The sequence below is a fragment of the Microcoleus sp. S13_B4 genome, assembly GCF_036700885.1.
In the GTDB taxonomy this organism is placed as follows: domain Bacteria; phylum Cyanobacteriota; class Cyanobacteriia; order Cyanobacteriales; family Microcoleaceae; genus Microcoleus.
This window is the reverse complement of record NZ_JAUBPU010000027.1, coordinates 13,274-28,372: the sequence shown is the minus strand read 5'-3', so window position 1 is coordinate 28,372 and position 15,099 is coordinate 13,274. Positions and strand designations below refer to the sequence as shown.

The window sequence follows — 15,099 nt, the reverse complement described above, 5'->3', positions numbered from 1 at the left end:
TCTAAAGCTCTATTTATCTATCGGGCTGAGTCCGCAAGTTTTATGCAAAATACTGCTTTTTTGTTACAAAACTTTACTTAACGCCCTCTAACTTTTGCAAATACTAGCTTTGACGTTAGTTGAAGCGATCGCGCCTCCCCGTTGAGCTAAGTATTTACACTTATATCTTTAGTATTAGTATAATACTACACTAGCTACCGATACCAAGCAACTAACAAACGCTAGCAATTTCCGTTATGCTGTCGTTAGCCACATCTCAACACACCCGACAATGGCATCAAAAGAAGATTTATTTGCCGAAGCCGCCAAACACTGGGACTTAGAAAGGCTGTACCAAGCTTTTGCAGAAGCTAAACGGCAAATCTCTCCTCGATCGCGCAGGGGACTAACCGAAACAGAAAAACTTTACCTGCGAGGATTGCTTTCCGGTTGCAGTCCCGCCGAAATCGCCCGCCAACTGTTTCAGAGTTCCAAAAGTGCAGAGGTTTATTTATGTAAAACTTTATACCAATATGTTAAAAAACTCGCAGATGTACCTAACGAACCTGTAGGAAATTGGCGCAATATTTGCGATCGGCTACAGGAAGCGGGATATAAAACTCAGTCTTCTCCTGAATTTAAAATAAATAATTCTGTACCGACAGAAGCATTAGTAAAAATAGTTAATATAGGTTTTAAAGAAAGTACAGTATCAATTGATATTAACATTCGACTAGAATTCCCTTCAACTTCAGAAACTACGAAAACCGAACACTTGGATAAAAAAGATTAGATGTGCGATCGCCCCTATAGTAACTAATCTAACTAAAGGGCGATCGGCCCTCAACCACCAATCTTACTGAAAAGCTCTGCGATCTAATCATACCCTCAACCAAAGAGCATAAATGCTATAATCTTAATCGAGAGCGAGCCCTTCAACTTGGAGGTTTTAAAAATGAGATTTATCAATCCCAAAACAGATTTTGCCTTTAAAAAAATATTCGGCGACGAACAAAACAAAGAAATCCTCATCAGTTTTCTCAACGCCATCCTCTACCAAGGTAATTCTGCGATCGAATCTTTAGAAATCCTCAATCCCTATCAACCCCCCAAAATTAGAGGAGTTAAAGATACTTACTTAGATATCCGAGCCAAGCTGAATAACGAGCAAACAGTCATTATAGAAATGCAGGTATTGAATGTAGAAGGCTTTGAAAAGCGGATCTTGTACAATGCTGCTAAAGCTTATTCGATTCAACTCGACACGGGGGCCGATTACACGCTACTAAATCCGGTAATTGCTTTAACTATTACTGACTTTGAAATGTTTCCAAATCTCGACAAAGTAATTTCCCGCTTTGTCCTCAAAGAAAGAGATTATCTGGTTGACTATCTAATTTATGATATCGAGTTAGTGTTTGTTGAATTACCGAAATTCGGCAAAAAATTAGAAGAATTAGAAACTCTAACCGATAAGTGGATATATTTTCTGAAAAATGCCAAAAGTTTAGAAGTTGTACCGGAACAAATGGGAGAAGTCCAGGCAATTCAGAAAGCTTTTGAAGTTGCGAATCGCGCCGATTTAACCCGCGAAGAGTTGGAAGATTTAGAACATCAGGAAATTTACATACAAGACCAGCGGAATGCTATTACTAAAGCTGTTAAGCAGGCTGTTAAGCAGGCTGTTTCACAGGCAATGAAGGAAAAAGCGCTTGAAATTGCCAAAGGACTTCTGGATGTGTTAGATGAAGCAACGATCGCTCAAACAACAGGATTGAGTATTGAGGAAATTCAAAAGTTGAAACAAGCAAGGTAAAAAGCGATCGACTATCAAGAATCCTTCGACACTTCCTCAAAATCTTCCGCATCCCCCGGCAAACCCGAGCCCTCGCTACCCCTCAACCGTGGCGATTCCCCATTACTCGCACCCGCACCGTAAACCCCAGAATACCTATCCTCCAAGCCCGAATCCCTCAGCGAAATCGCACTTCTTTGACTCGGTGACAATCTCTCTGTCGATCGGCGATTTGTTCCAGACATGGGCGGCTTGCGAGTTAAAGTTTTCCAAGCAGCCTTAATCCCAGTCACCACGCTGCGAGTTGTCACCTGCACGTTTTGCGCCTGCTTCTTCGCGCTACCAATACTTCGATCGACTTGTTTGACAACCTCCCCCGCACTTTGCACCCCATCGCTGACATCATCCGTCAACTCGCTAATTTCCAGCCCCGTCAACCGAATCGCCTCCAAAGTAGGCGGAAATTCGCGAGAAAGCGTGTCAGCGAGCTTTTCCACGCTGCGCGCCGCCCGGGCCAGCGCTTGCACCGCAGGTATTAAAGTCACTAAAACAGCAGTCAGGCTAACTGCCACTAGCAAAATTGAAAGTCCTAGCCAGAATATAGGGTCGCTCACTTGAATCTCGGATTTGTGGTTGAGGATTTCATCTCACTTAGCGGATGGGAGGGCGCGACGGGGGACTCACTTCAGCTTCACTTTCCGACAGTGTTTGGCGTTCCCGCTGAGTCGCTTCCAAACCTGCCGCGATCGCCTCTTTGAGTCTAATCAAAGTTTCGTCCCAATTTCGGATTGCAGTTTCAGAAAGTCGATCGGCCTGCAACTGCACGCTAGTCGATAAATCCTCCGCCAACTCGGGCAAAGCATCGGCCGATTTTTTCAATATCTGCCGCGTCTCCTTGCCTGGTCGCGGTGCTATCAGCAAGCCAGTCACTGCCCCGATCGCAGAACCCACAAGCAAACCGCCAATAAATAATCCTGAACGTTTAGTTGACATTTTTATAACTTCTCTCCATACACCAATTTTAGGCACGTTTGCCCGATCGCAGCCCTTTACAAAGGTAGAAATATTGTTGAAAATCCTAGGGAGTCAGCAGGGGCAGCAGTTTTAGGATAGCTTACCTCAAAGGTCGATCGCGCCTGGACCAAAGCATCCGTCCCAAACCCAGCAATCCCACAAGTTGCTGAACCTGTTGCAGTTGCAATTCCAGTTGTTGATAACGTCGTCGCAGTTGGCGGGTACCTTGCTGCCTTTTACCAAGGAAATCCGGCGATTTGCTGAGGACATTGCTGCTGCGGCGTTCCATTCCTGCGATCCGCATTTCCAAACGTGCGATCGTCCGCCTGATTTTCCACACCTTCGTCGCTATATAAAAGCAAACCAGAGATATCATTAAATTGATAATTACAACAGCCGTCAGCATTTCTCACCTGTTTTTAACTACTAACATATTCCGCTGTTTGTGGCGGAATTCTAGCCCAATGTAGGGACACAGCAGTGTTCATTAGTGTCAAATCAAGTCTGAAGCCTGAGAAATCTAGCTTTCATGCAAGGCTTGATCCCCCTAAATCCCCCTGGTTGTAGGGGGACTTTGATAACTTCTTGTTCCCCCCTTAAGAAGGGGGGCTAGGGGGGATCAGGCCTTAATCGTCACACAGCAAATCTGCAATACATTTGACCTTAAATTGACACCAATGAACATTATTGTGTCCCATCAAGCAGAGGAAAATTTTAAGCCTGAGACATAGCAGGCAAACAAACCTTAGTACCGCCCAAGCCGCAATAACCGTTCGGCTCTTTAGCAAGATACTGCTGATGATAGCTTTCTGCGTAATAAAACTCAGGAGCCTCAATAATTTCAGTCGTAATCTTGCCGTAACCGGCCGCAGTCAAAGCCTGCTGGTAAGCATCGCGCGAAGCTTCAGCTAGCTGCTTTTGACTGGCTGAATACGTGTAAATTCCCGATCGATACTGAGTACCCGAATCATTGCCCTGACGCATTCCTTGAGTAGGATTGTGACTTTCCCAAAAAACTTTGAGGAGCGTTTCGTAACTAATTACTTTCGGCTCGAAGACAACCAGAACTACTTCATTATGTCCCGTCATCCCGCTGCAAACTTCATTGTAAGTAGGATTCGGAGTAATCCCGGCCGCGTAGCCAACAGCCGTCGAAAAAACTCCATTTTGCTGCCAAAATTTGCGTTCCGCGCCCCAAAAACAGCCCAGGCCAAACATGGCAGTCTCCATGCCGTTTGGAAAGGGAGGTTTGAGCGGATTGCCGTTAACAAAGTGAGTTGCCGGTACCGACATCGACTCTGCCCGCCCTGGTAATGCCTCTTGGGGAGAGGGCAGGCTCGACTTTTTGCCAAATCCAAATAGCACCATAAGTTTGTGAGGGGGGATCTCTGATAAACGTCTTTACCTTACTTAATAATATCAGATGTATACTGAAAATAGTGGCCCTTTTAAAGGTAGAAGGTAAAAACCAGAAGGCAGATTTTTTTTACGCAAGGTTTTTGGTGATACTGCTCACTGCCAACGCAGTTTTAAATCACCTTAGCCCGTGTTCTATGTCACCAAAACATACCTAAAATATCACCTATTGTTGAGTTATAAATCACGCGGATTTTAGGCAAAACAGCCGATTATTAAAGGTATGGTGTTGTAGTAGTTATTCAATACCATTTATTGGGAGTGTGTAGAAATGGGCGCTAAACCTTGCAGTCAACCTTTAAAATCTAATCCGTTTATTACTTACCGCGACCCAATTACAGGCAAGTGGATTGTGGTAAATCAGACTTGGCCCAAAGCATCAGAACAAGCACAGCTAGCAGCAGCTTGAGTTCTCCTATTAATTTTACCTGAAAAAGTAATCATTCTTTGCAACTTCATGACTTACGCAAAAAGTTATTGGACGCGCTACTTATATTCGTAAGGTGCTTAGGTTGCACCTACCTGAACACCTTACTTTGAAACATTTCTCATCTCTTTTTGCAGTTCCAAATACCGATAGAGATATTCCGAAATTATCCCGTGCAAAAACAAGTCGCGTGCCGCATTAAATGGACTGTTTGGCGCTAGCGGATGGCGATTGACAATTACATGATTCCAGTCGCAATTTCCGGTAATCTCGCTGACATACAGTCCGAAGTTTTCATCTAACTGAAGCGACATCACTGCTCGCGCAAATTCGTCGCTCGTTAAACACAGAGAATAAAAGACTTTAAACAATTCGATCGCAGATTCCAAATCCAAAATCCTCAACCACCTGCGATTGTCAAAATCCATGTCAACTTTTACAGGTTGAATGCTATCATAATTAATTCCCCGTTCTTTAACCAACTGCAACCAGTTAGGATTTGTCACCATTGCTTGGTTGTAATCCCAGACAAAGTTATAGAGAATTAAGTCGTGTTCGAGAAACGCATTGTCAGCTAAATCGCTAACTGTGCGCGGATAAAGCTTTGACTTTTCAATCTGGGTGTCGGGGCCGTTGTCAATCAAGAAGTTGATAATGTTGGAGCCGGCGCAGATGTGCCGGACTATTAAATAACAAGCTTCGGGCGAGACAAAGTTATTCAGAAAAAATGCAGCCGATTTGTGCATTAAAGTGTAAGCGCGAAATTGAAAGGGCAACAGGCGCTTGACAGTCATAATTACCGCCAGCAACAAGTTAGCAATTACTTTGATCGGGATGAGCAAATAATTGCGAGTCCAGCTTTGCAAATCCCGCATCATATATGCTTTTGCCACTAAATCGACGGGAATAGATCGATCGCAAAACAACACATCCCAAACATTCGGATCTCGGCGGTTGTAGGGTTTGGTAACGTAAGGGATTTTTCGCTCATCTGGGAGATTTTTGGTATCTTGTTTTTGCAGCTTTTGCATTAGCGAATTTCCTCCAATTGCAGCAAATATAAACGAGCAGTGACGCGAGCGGTTTTGACAATGCGGCGGGCAATATCATCTGTCATCCATTCGGCATTAATCAAATTTTCCAGTTTGGCTAAATGCGACTCGTCATTAGCTCCGTGATAACCTAAAAATGACACTTGTTCTGATTGCAAACCGAGAGTTTCTTGAATTTGTTTTGCCCACTTTCCCGCCAACTGATTGCCCAATCCTTCGATAATAAACATACTGCCAATTAAATCGACAGGATTGTCCCGCGATGCTTGGTGGAAAATAAAAGCTGAGAGTGCTTCGCTGCCAATATTCTTCTCATATTCCACAATTTTTGACAAATCGCCGCCCACAGAAACATAATTTTGTTCTAGCATTTGATAGTCGCGGTGTTCGTCTTGAGCATGACCGATAAAAGTCGATCGCAGGCGAAAGTCACTCATGTTAGAAGCAGCGCGAGCAATCCAGCGAGCTCCCTCTACAACTTGTGGCCGGAGATTGCACAGCAAAGCTTGATAATCTTCTATTGTAAACTCTCCTCGGTACAATTTGCGGACAATAGGAACGGAACGAATTTCGCGCTCAAACTTCAGCCAAATCCCTGCTAACTCCCGCAACAAATAAGCTTGCGGAGAGTTGGGGTGTTCGGGTTTAACGCTTTCGAGAGGCGAAGCTTCGGGAACCTCATGAATGTTATAAATTTGAGAAGTCATAGGCTTATGGGTATTTTCCACAGCAGTTAACATCATATATGCCGTTGTAAAGCGGCCGCTTTCAGGCACGAAACAAAAGATTTTCTGTCCAGGCTGTAACTTGTCCGAATTGAACAATTCCTCTAACATTAAATAAATCGAGGCGCAGCCTGTATTTCCCCGTGTGTATAAGTTGGTAAACCATTTTTCTTCAGGAATCATGCAGCCTGCTTGTTCCAGAAGTTCTACAATTTGCCCCCGGAAAAAGTGAGACGAATAGTGGCACAGCAGCCAGTCGATTTCCTGCGGACAAACTCTCCCGGCTTTAATCAGCCGCAGCCAACCTTCAACCCCTAATTTCATTACATTGTCCAGCAAGCGAATATTTTGCCGCAAGTCAAAAGCTCCCGCTGTGGCTGCATCGAGGTAGGAGGAATAATCCAACCAGCTTTTAGTGGATGTTTCGTTGGCTAATCCTGAATACATACAAACAGGATAAGCATTGGCGTGGGAAACGAGTTCAATCCATTCTATTTTTAAACTAATTCCCGTGGAGTTAGGATGGTTTTGGAGCAACAATGCTCCGGCACCGTCGGAGAGCATCCAGCGCAGAAATTCTGTATCGAAAGGCAGGGATTTTCCCCCTTGCACCGAAGTCTCTGCTTCAAATTTGGTGTTTTTGAACAGGCGCGAGGGAAATTCGGAAGCGACGGCAATGGCGGTTTGTTTTTTGCCGAGTTCGATTTGAGAGGTGGCGTAATTTAAAGCACTAACTCCGGCACAGCAAACTCCTTGAGTTGACACTATTTCTAGGGGAGATAATTCGGAAAGTTCCCCGTGTACTATGCTGGCAAATCCCGGTACTAATAAATCTGGTAAAGTGGTAGCGCAGGCCAATAAGTCGATCGCCCCTGGTTCCAAATTTGCCTGGGCGATCGCGTCACGGACAGCAAACGCTGCCATTTGGCTGTTAGAATATATTGTTTGCTGCTGTTTGTCGATCGCGTAGTAGCGCTGTTGAATCCCGTTGCTGTTGAGAATTCGCTGCCTGACTCTCGAAGCGCGCGAGCCAATTTTGCCGAGATATTCTTCCATCTCATCATTATTAATCGGTTCTCCCGGCAAAAATTTTCCAATCCGATTGATATAAGCACTGTACATGGCGTAAACCTCTAAAGTTGCTAATTTAGTCGGGTGCGTTGGTTTCTTAAATCAAGCCAGAAAACATCTAAAATTGATGGTGCTTTGTGAAGCCGTGAACTTGCAAGGAGCAAGCAGCTATCTTGTAGAGTCGCCGGAAATCAGGCAAGTTGAGCAACAGCGACAACAAGTTACCTGAAGCGGGGTGAAGTTTTATGTAATTGAGCCAATATGTAACTAGAGTTCCTTCGCAGCTTCCCGACTGAAATGGATATTGCAAAACTAGATACTTGGTATTCTCCTTCTCAACGCCGCACGGCTGTTTCGCTGTTGATGAAACGAGTAGGCGTAACTCGCACTAGGGCTGAATGCTTTATCAGGCTTTGGGTTTACTTATCGGTGAAACAGCTTCAGGAAAGCCAGCCCCGCCTCACACCGCCGCTGGCGAAACTGGAATTGCCAGCAACAGAAGTGCAGTGCACTCACCGGGAAGCCGCAGAACTATTTTACTGCGATTCCGATCGCGGGAGCGATCGCGCCGCCGGAATGATGTTAGATAAATTAGAAGCACTGGGATTGATAGCCAAACACTTTGATGGTAACGCTACGGCCATTGAAATTCAACCAGTTTCAGAAATTTTAAATGTCACCGAACCTCAAAAGCCTGTACAAATCCACTTGGATAATTTTAATCCTAGGTGCGACGCGATTCCCCTGGCCAATTTATTAGCTACCAATTACAACTGGATGAACCGCAACACTAACGCCGTTCCCCACAAAATTGCTAAAATTCTGCGGCTTTTAGCCAGTCAATACTCAAAAGGAATGCGAGTTTTGCGTCGCTCAGATAATCTCAATCCAGTCGGGTTTTACTTACTTTATCCCACCGCTAGCGAATCCGAAGTTAATTTTTTTAACGCTCCTAGCAAAAGCCTTCATTTAAGTTCAATTTCGGATATCGATCCTTTTAATATGGCGCTACCAGGAGATCAAAATTGCCAGTCAGTATTTATCCGCAGTTGGATGATCGATCCGCAGTATTTGTCAGAATACCGAATTACTTTTCTCGAAGACACACAGAAAGTTTTAGGCGAAATGCAAACAGATTTTCCGAATCTGTGCGACTTGTATACGCTGATGATTCACCCCATGTACGAAAAACAGGCCCTGGCTTTGGGATTTCATAAGACTAGCAGCGATAGTCAATTATCTGTTTACTGGATGTATCTAGCATTGGATAGATTTTTAGCGCTGGATATCAAGGAAGCATTAGTTAAACTGTAAGATGATTCGGCGAGGATTCGGCGGTTTCAACCGCTCCTTGTCCAACAAAGTCCGCCTCCGCAGACTAAGAAATAAGGAGGATATTCTACTCGTTACCAGGCTCTGCCTGGGGAACCAGTTAATCGCCGAATCATCTTGTTTATAAAACTTCCCTTCCCAAATAGGGTTGTAAGGCTTCCGGCACTTTTACAGTTCCGTCTGGCTGCTGGTAATTCTCCAAAATTGCTGCCATTGTGCGGCCCACAGCTAAACCGGAACCGTTAAGGGCGTGAACGAATTGAGTGCCTTTTTTACCCGCTTCTTTAAAGCGAATATTTGCCCGCCGCGCCTGAAAATCTGCGACGTTGGAACAACTGGAAATCTCGCGGTATTTGCCAGCCGATGGCAGCCACACCTCTAAATCGTAGGTTTTGGCGGCCGCGAAACCCAAGTCGCCTGTACATAGTGCGATCGCCCGATAAGGCAATTTCAGTGCCTGTAAAACTCCCTCAGCATCCTGCACTAACTTTTCGTGCTCTGCCTCGGAGGTACTCGGATGCACCAGTTTTACCAATTCAACTTTATTAAATTGGTGCAGTCGAATTAATCCCCTTGTATCTTTGCCGTAACTGCCAGCTTCGCGCCGAAAACAAGGAGTATAAGAACAGTGATAAATTGGCAACTGTTCTGCTGTCAAAATTTCACCTCTGTACAAATTGACAACCGGAACTTCGGAAGTAGGAATCAGCCATAAATCGTCTTGGTCGCACTTGAAACTTTCTTCAGCAAATTTGGGCAGTTGACCCGTTGCAGTGAGGGATTCAGTGTTAACTAAAAGTGGGGGGATCACTTCTACATAACCAGCTTTTGTGTGGCGATCGAGCATAAATTGAATTATCGCTCTTTCCAGGGCTGCACCAGCTCCAATTAAGGTAACAAAGCGGGGCTGAGCGATTTTTACTGCCAGTTCAAAGTTGAGAATTCCTAATTTTTCGCCGATTTCCCAGTGCGGCAAAATATCTGGATTTTGGGGTATGTATTCGTCTCCCCAGCGCCGGATTTCGACGTTTTCTTCTTCATTTTTGCCGATCGGCGTTGAGGAACCCGGCAAGTTTGGCAGCGGCAGCAATAAAGCTTCTATTTGAGCTTTTAGATCTTTTTCCTGTGCTTGCAGTTCGTTCGACTCCGTGCCGACAGCGTTGCCTTCTGCCTGCAGTTCCTGAATTTCGGGAGATTCGAGGGGTAAACCCGATTTTCGTTTTTGACCGATGAGTTTGGCAATTTCGTTGCTGCGGGCTTGTAGTTGCGATCGCTTGCTTTCCAACTCCCGCTGCTGTTTGTCTAATTGCAAAATCGGCTCGATTTCATAGTTACCTCCGCGCAGGTTGAGGCTTTCTTGCACGGCTTGCGGGTTTTCTCGGATTAATTTGAGGTCTAGCACAGATTTATTCTAAATCTTAAATTTTAGAGCCGCTGGGACAGAACGAGATGATATAAAAGCTTTGTTAATCATTGGCATATTAAATCATAATTTATTCTGACCTAAATTCCTGGTTGGGTGTCACCCATGAAGGGTGACACCCCACAAATGTATGTTATAGTTGCAAATATTAGTAGATGCACCCTGATAATTTTCTACCCCAGCCAGCGATGGTAGGGGTTTTTTGTTGTGTGGCATGGAATTGAAGCCCTGGATGCACTATCAGTCTAAAAAACCCGGTTTCTCGCTATTATCGTCTCAAATGAGGCAATTACGTCAAGAAGCTGGGTTTTTGCGTCCAAGACTAGGTTACTAAAATATCTTTCCGCTTAAAAGTTAAAGCCAGTGCGAAGCAACCAAACCCATTGAGTGTCGTTGCGGCTGTCATTCTCAGGATTAACAACGACCCAAGCAGCAGGGGTGATGGAAATGTTGTCGTTGACCTGAAAGCGATAGAACGCTTCAATGTGATAGGAAGTATCTCGCTCGCGGCGCACATTACTGCTCGTCACGCGACCTGGTAAACCCACTAAAATCCCCGGTAGATTGCCTTCACCTCCGACATCTGGGAAACTTATTCCGATCGCTGCATACACAACATCGGCGCGATCGCCACCGTCAACATTTAGCAAAACCACGCCACCTCTACCATCAGACACACTGCTAACACCGGAATTTTCTGCATTGGCGCGAGTATAAACGCCCCAACCGTGAACTTGCAACCGGGGAGCAAGACGGTAGAATCCTTGTACGCCTACAGAATCGCTGGATGTAGCAATATTGTCCCCAAACGGTCGCGCAGCCAGAAAACTGCCCGTACCGCCTGTGAGATCAGCTTTACCGCTTGGTGCAAAGGTACGAGAATAGGCTACGCCAATTGCTCCGCGATCGCCCCGGTAGGCAAGCTGAACCAGAGCATTGTAGGAACCGTTGAATAAACCGTTACTTTGCTGCGAGAGATTAGGATTTCCGCCTACATAGCCCACAGTCAGGGTGAGGTTTTTGACGATCGTCCAGTTGACAGCAGCACCGCCACCTCCCCGGCGGTAGAGGGGATTGTATTGTCCGAACTTCGAGGGAATTCCCTCACTATCGCTGGCGATCGTTGGAGGAGTCAGCAAATCCGTAATATCCGGATACCCAACACCTGTCGGGCCGAGGGTCAGCGCCAGATTAGAGGTCAGCGGGGTGACATACAATAAGTGAGGGACGGTGATGGTGTTATCGACATTGCCATCAAAGTTCAAGGCCGTCATATTTGTACCCGTCTCATCGGCAATCCTCCTGCCCAAGTTGCCGAATTCCAAACGGGTTCTCAGCATATCGCGACCGGTGAAGCTGGTTTCCAAATTTAATCGTCCCCGGTTGGCAACAATAGTGTTGGTGCGATCGCGCGAATCCCCAACACTGTTACCGGAGGTATCTGTTAACACCACGATAATTTCCGCATTCAGCTTCGTCGTAGTCGAGAACTGATTCGCTTCTAGTTCGGCTGTGCGTGCATCGAGAGCATCGACTCTACCCCGCAACACCGATAATTCAGTTGCAAATTCTGCTTGCAGTTTTTGGACGATCGCTAAATCTTCCCGAGTAATCAGGTTGGTTGTTCCTGCGGCAATTAGTTCGCTGACTCGATCGAGACAGCTATTCAATCCTGCGGCAAATTCGTACCGCGTCAGCGCCCGGTTTCCTCTGTAAGTTCCATCGGGATAACCGGCAATGCAGCCGTAGCGTTCTACTAGAGATTGCAGCGCCTGAAACGCCCAGTCAGTGGGTTTTACATCCGAGAGTTGAGAGACATAATTCACCTGCGCGAAGGGTTTTTCTGTCAAGGTATTTAACGGTTCAGGAGCAACTAATCTATCAATTGGGGCCGCCAAACTTGGGGATGATGTTAGTAGAAATACACCAGGTGTTCCGAGTATAAAAGCAGTAATCAGGTGAAAAAAATGCTGGATGTGCATAGGACAAAGCTCCGCATAAGGAACCGATCGCCAGAATGAGCAATACAGCCACCTTCTAGACTGTTAAAACGTTCTTAATAGCTGCAACCCTTGGTATTATTGCATTTGCCTTTTTCCTTCTTCCTTCCCCCCAAGGGGGGCAGGGGACTTCTTCCTTCTTCCTTCTTCCTTCTTCCTTCTTCCTTCTTCCTTCTTCTATACCTTTACGCTGCGCTTGAACCGGTGCGAACTTTGTCAATTGTCACTGCGATAATTATCACCAGACCTTTCACAACTAACTGCCAGAAGAAAGACACATTCATGAGAGTTAGTCCATTGTTAAGCAGGGCAATAATTAAAGCCCCGAGCAAAGTACCCCAAATAGTGCCAATTCCACCTGTGAAACTCGTTCCTCCCAAAATTACAGCAGCGATCGCATCTAATTCGTAGCCTTGCCCTAACATCCCCGTCGCACTGTAGAGGCGCGACGCGCTCATAATTCCACCTAAACCAGAAAGCAACCCACTGACGCCATAGACAAATAACAGCACCCGACTCACCTTGATACCCGTCAATCGTGCTGCCCGAATGTTGCCTCCCACGGCGTAAATATGCCTCCCGAGAACAGTCCGCCGCAAGACAAACCAACTCGCTAAAACTGCTAGAAAAGCGATAATAACTAACCAGGGAATTGGGCCAACATAGCTGTTACCTATCCAAGCAAAATTCAGATTTCTATTGATAACGGTAGTGCCGTTAGCTACTAAATAAGCAACTCCCCGCAAAGCTGTGTAAGAACCGAGGGTGACGATGAACGGAGGCAAACCTAAATAGGCAATTAGCGAGCCGTTAAGCAATCCCAAAAATACTCCGGCTATTAACGCAGCCGGTACGGCAAACCAACCCAGACCTGGAACTAAGGAAACCAGCACCCCTACAACTGCCGTCACGCCCAAAATTGACCCGACTGAAAGGTCAATTCCGCCCGTCAAAATCACAAAAGTCATCCCTGTAGCAAGGACAATATTGATCGAAGCTTGCCGAATGACATTGATCAAATTTCCTACTGAAAGAAAGTTGGGCGTTACCAGGGAAAAAATTACACAGATGGCAACCAAAATCGGCAGGATACCGGCAACTTGGATAAAATTTTTCCAAGCTTGAGCTTTACTTGTTTTCTGCCGATCGCTCCCTGAATTTCTGCTGGTTTTTGTTTGCGTTTGACTCATGATTTTACTCCCTCTTTTGCACCAGTGGCATAGGCCATAATGTTTTCTTGCGTAATCTTTTCCCCAGTCGATCCGCCTACTTCACCGACGAGGCTTCCCGATCGCATTACTAAAACGCGATCGCTCATTCCCACAATTTCCGGCAGTTCGCTGGAAATCATCAAAATAGCTACACCTTTGGCTGCCAAATCGCTAATAATTCGATAAATTTCGCTTTTTGCGCCAATGTCCACACCCCGCGTCGGTTCATCTAGCAAAAGTACCTTGGGGTTGATAGCCAACCAACGCGCTAGCAGCAACTTCTGCTGATTTCCCCCAGAAAGATCCATTGCCCTGATGCTCGGACTTGCAAGGCGAATCTGCAAATTATTAATAGCATCATTGACAATTCTCAAGAGAAAATTTTCGTTAATAATGCCAGCTTTTGCTTCTCGATCGAGGACATTCATGGTGATATTCTCACCCGAACTAGCCTCTAAAAATAGTCCAAGAGCCTTGCGATCTTCTGGCACGTAAGCAATTCCGGCTGCCATTCCTTCATCGGGTGTCGAGACATTGAGATGACGACCTTCCAGTTTTATTTCACCGCTTACCTTCCGATCTGCACCAAAAATTAGGCGGGCAAGTTCTGTTCTGCCAGCGCCAACTAAACCCGCTAAACCCAAAATTTCGCCCGCATGAAGTTGAAAAGTGGCAGGCTTTACTTTGTGGCCGTCGCTTAAATTTGTTACTTCAAGAACAACTGCACCCGGTGTTATTTGATGCTTGTTTTCGTACAAATCCTGTAAAGAACGACCCACCATCATTTCCACCAGGCGATCGGCCGAAATTTCGTGCTTTTCAAGAGAGCCAATATACCCGCCATCTCGGATGACGCTCACGCGATCGGCAAGGGCATAAATTTCTGCCATTCTGTGGCTGATATAAATAATAGCAATGCCTTCATTCCGCAAGCGGCGAACCACTTCAAAAAGCTTATCTGTTTCGCGGTCTGAAAGCGCGGCCGTCGGCTCGTCCATCACTAAAATTCGGCTGTTGTCTTTGAGCGCCCTAGCTATTTCCACTTGCTGCTGTTCGGCAATTGAAAGTGTCGAAACCAGGTCTCCAGCCTCAAAATTGGCATCGAGGTTTTTTAATACCTCAGCGGCCCTACGCCGCATTTCATCTTGGTCTAGAAATGTACCTCCTTTCTTCAGCTCGCTGCCCATAAAAATGTTTTCAGCAACTGTCAGATTGGGCGCGAGATTGAGTTCTTGATAAATAATGGCTATCCCTAAATCTCTGGCTTGACCGGGGTCTGTCATCTTAACAACTTTGCCGTCAATTCTGATTTCGCCTGCATCGGCTATGTAGGCTCCCGCCAGAATTTTCATCAGCGTACTTTTGCCCGCGCCGTTTTCCCCCATGAGGGCGTGGACTTCGCCCGGGTAAACGGTGATATTTACATCGTGCAAGGCTACAAAACCGTTAAAGGTTTTTTTAATACCTTGCATTTCCAGGACGGGCTTAGTTTTAATTGAAGGTTGAGTGCTATTTACCATCGTAAATACCGTAAGAAAATCTGCTGGACTATTAAATTTAGATCCCCCCTAGCCCCCCTTAAGAAGGGGGGGAGAAGATTCTTCTCAAAGTCCCCCTTCTTAAGGGGGATTTAGGGGGATCTAGACTCGGGAAA

The 15,099-nt window shown here is 45.7% G+C and carries 15 protein-coding genes; 4 read left to right on the top strand and 11 right to left on the bottom strand.

Annotated elements, in window-relative coordinates:
- The first annotated feature begins 271 nt into the window (after positions 1-271).
- Positions 272-772 (top strand): DNA-binding response regulator, encoded by a 501-nt coding sequence (locus QT994_RS15820; protein ID WP_333050267.1) that lies wholly within the window; start codon positions 272-274, stop codon positions 770-772.
- A 162-nt stretch (positions 773-934) separates the two neighbouring features.
- Positions 935-1,795: an Rpn family recombination-promoting nuclease/putative transposase gene (locus QT994_RS15815; protein ID WP_333176023.1), complete on the top strand. Its 861-nt coding sequence runs from the start codon at positions 935-937 to the stop codon at positions 1,793-1,795.
- 14 nt (positions 1,796-1,809) lie between these two features.
- Here the strand turns inward: QT994_RS15815 and QT994_RS15810 are convergent, their stop codons facing one another.
- From QT994_RS15810 to msrA, 4 genes are all read right to left on the bottom strand, one after another.
- Positions 1,810-2,388, bottom strand: coding sequence for a DUF948 domain-containing protein (locus QT994_RS15810; protein ID WP_333176022.1), 579 nt, complete (start codon positions 2,386-2,388; stop codon positions 1,810-1,812).
- A gap of 37 nt (positions 2,389-2,425) precedes the next feature.
- On the bottom strand, positions 2,426-2,767 hold the full coding sequence (locus QT994_RS15805) for a YtxH domain-containing protein (RefSeq protein WP_333176020.1): 342 nt from the start codon (positions 2,765-2,767) through the stop codon (positions 2,426-2,428).
- A 121-nt stretch (positions 2,768-2,888) separates the two neighbouring features.
- Positions 2,889-3,194, bottom strand: a complete 306-nt coding sequence (locus tag QT994_RS15800; RefSeq protein ID WP_333176019.1) for a hypothetical protein — start codon at positions 3,192-3,194, stop codon at positions 2,889-2,891.
- Between the two features lie 308 nt (positions 3,195-3,502).
- A complete protein-coding gene (gene msrA, locus QT994_RS15795) occupies positions 3,503-4,156 on the bottom strand; it encodes a peptide-methionine (S)-S-oxide reductase MsrA (protein WP_333176017.1) in 654 nt (217 codons plus the stop codon).
- Between the two features lie 319 nt (positions 4,157-4,475).
- Here msrA and QT994_RS15790 point away from each other — a divergent pair, with 319 nt between their 5' ends.
- The gene (locus QT994_RS15790) at positions 4,476-4,613 is read left to right on the top strand and encodes a hypothetical protein (protein WP_333050273.1); all 138 of its coding nucleotides are present in this window, start codon (positions 4,476-4,478) and stop codon (positions 4,611-4,613) included.
- 122 nt (positions 4,614-4,735) lie between these two features.
- Here the strand turns inward: QT994_RS15790 and QT994_RS15785 are convergent, their stop codons facing one another.
- Positions 4,736-5,662: a DUF6999 family protein gene (locus QT994_RS15785; RefSeq protein WP_333176015.1), complete on the bottom strand. Its 927-nt coding sequence runs from the start codon at positions 5,660-5,662 to the stop codon at positions 4,736-4,738.
- Positions 5,662-7,530, bottom strand: a complete 1,869-nt coding sequence (locus tag QT994_RS15780; protein ID WP_333176013.1) for a beta-ketoacyl-ACP synthase III — start codon at positions 7,528-7,530, stop codon at positions 5,662-5,664. The genes QT994_RS15785 and QT994_RS15780 overlap by 1 nt, the downstream gene beginning before the upstream one ends.
- Positions 7,531-7,776: 246 nt before the next feature.
- Between QT994_RS15780 and QT994_RS15775 the strand changes: the two genes are divergently transcribed.
- The gene (locus QT994_RS15775) at positions 7,777-8,793 is read left to right on the top strand and encodes a hypothetical protein (protein WP_333176011.1); all 1,017 of its coding nucleotides are present in this window, start codon (positions 7,777-7,779) and stop codon (positions 8,791-8,793) included.
- Positions 8,794-8,932: 139 nt separating this feature from the next.
- Here the strand turns inward: QT994_RS15775 and serS are convergent, their stop codons facing one another.
- From serS to QT994_RS15750, 5 genes are all read right to left on the bottom strand, one after another.
- Positions 8,933-10,213: a serine--tRNA ligase gene (serS, locus tag QT994_RS15770; protein ID WP_333176009.1), complete on the bottom strand. Its 1,281-nt coding sequence runs from the start codon at positions 10,211-10,213 to the stop codon at positions 8,933-8,935.
- Positions 10,214-10,581: 368 nt separating this feature from the next.
- Positions 10,582-12,216 (bottom strand): iron uptake porin, encoded by a 1,635-nt coding sequence (locus QT994_RS15765; protein WP_333176007.1) that lies wholly within the window; start codon positions 12,214-12,216, stop codon positions 10,582-10,584.
- Positions 12,217-12,271: 55 nt separating this feature from the next.
- On the bottom strand, positions 12,272-12,454 hold the full coding sequence (locus tag QT994_RS15760; protein ID WP_333176005.1) for a hypothetical protein: 183 nt from the start codon (positions 12,452-12,454) through the stop codon (positions 12,272-12,274).
- The gene (locus tag QT994_RS15755; RefSeq protein WP_333176003.1) at positions 12,420-13,424 is read right to left on the bottom strand and encodes an ABC transporter permease subunit; all 1,005 of its coding nucleotides are present in this window, start codon (positions 13,422-13,424) and stop codon (positions 12,420-12,422) included. The genes QT994_RS15760 and QT994_RS15755 overlap by 35 nt, the downstream gene beginning before the upstream one ends.
- Positions 13,421-14,965, bottom strand: coding sequence for a sugar ABC transporter ATP-binding protein (locus tag QT994_RS15750; RefSeq protein ID WP_333176001.1), 1,545 nt, complete (start codon positions 14,963-14,965; stop codon positions 13,421-13,423). The genes QT994_RS15755 and QT994_RS15750 overlap by 4 nt, the downstream gene beginning before the upstream one ends.
- Positions 14,966-15,099 lie beyond the last annotated feature (134 nt).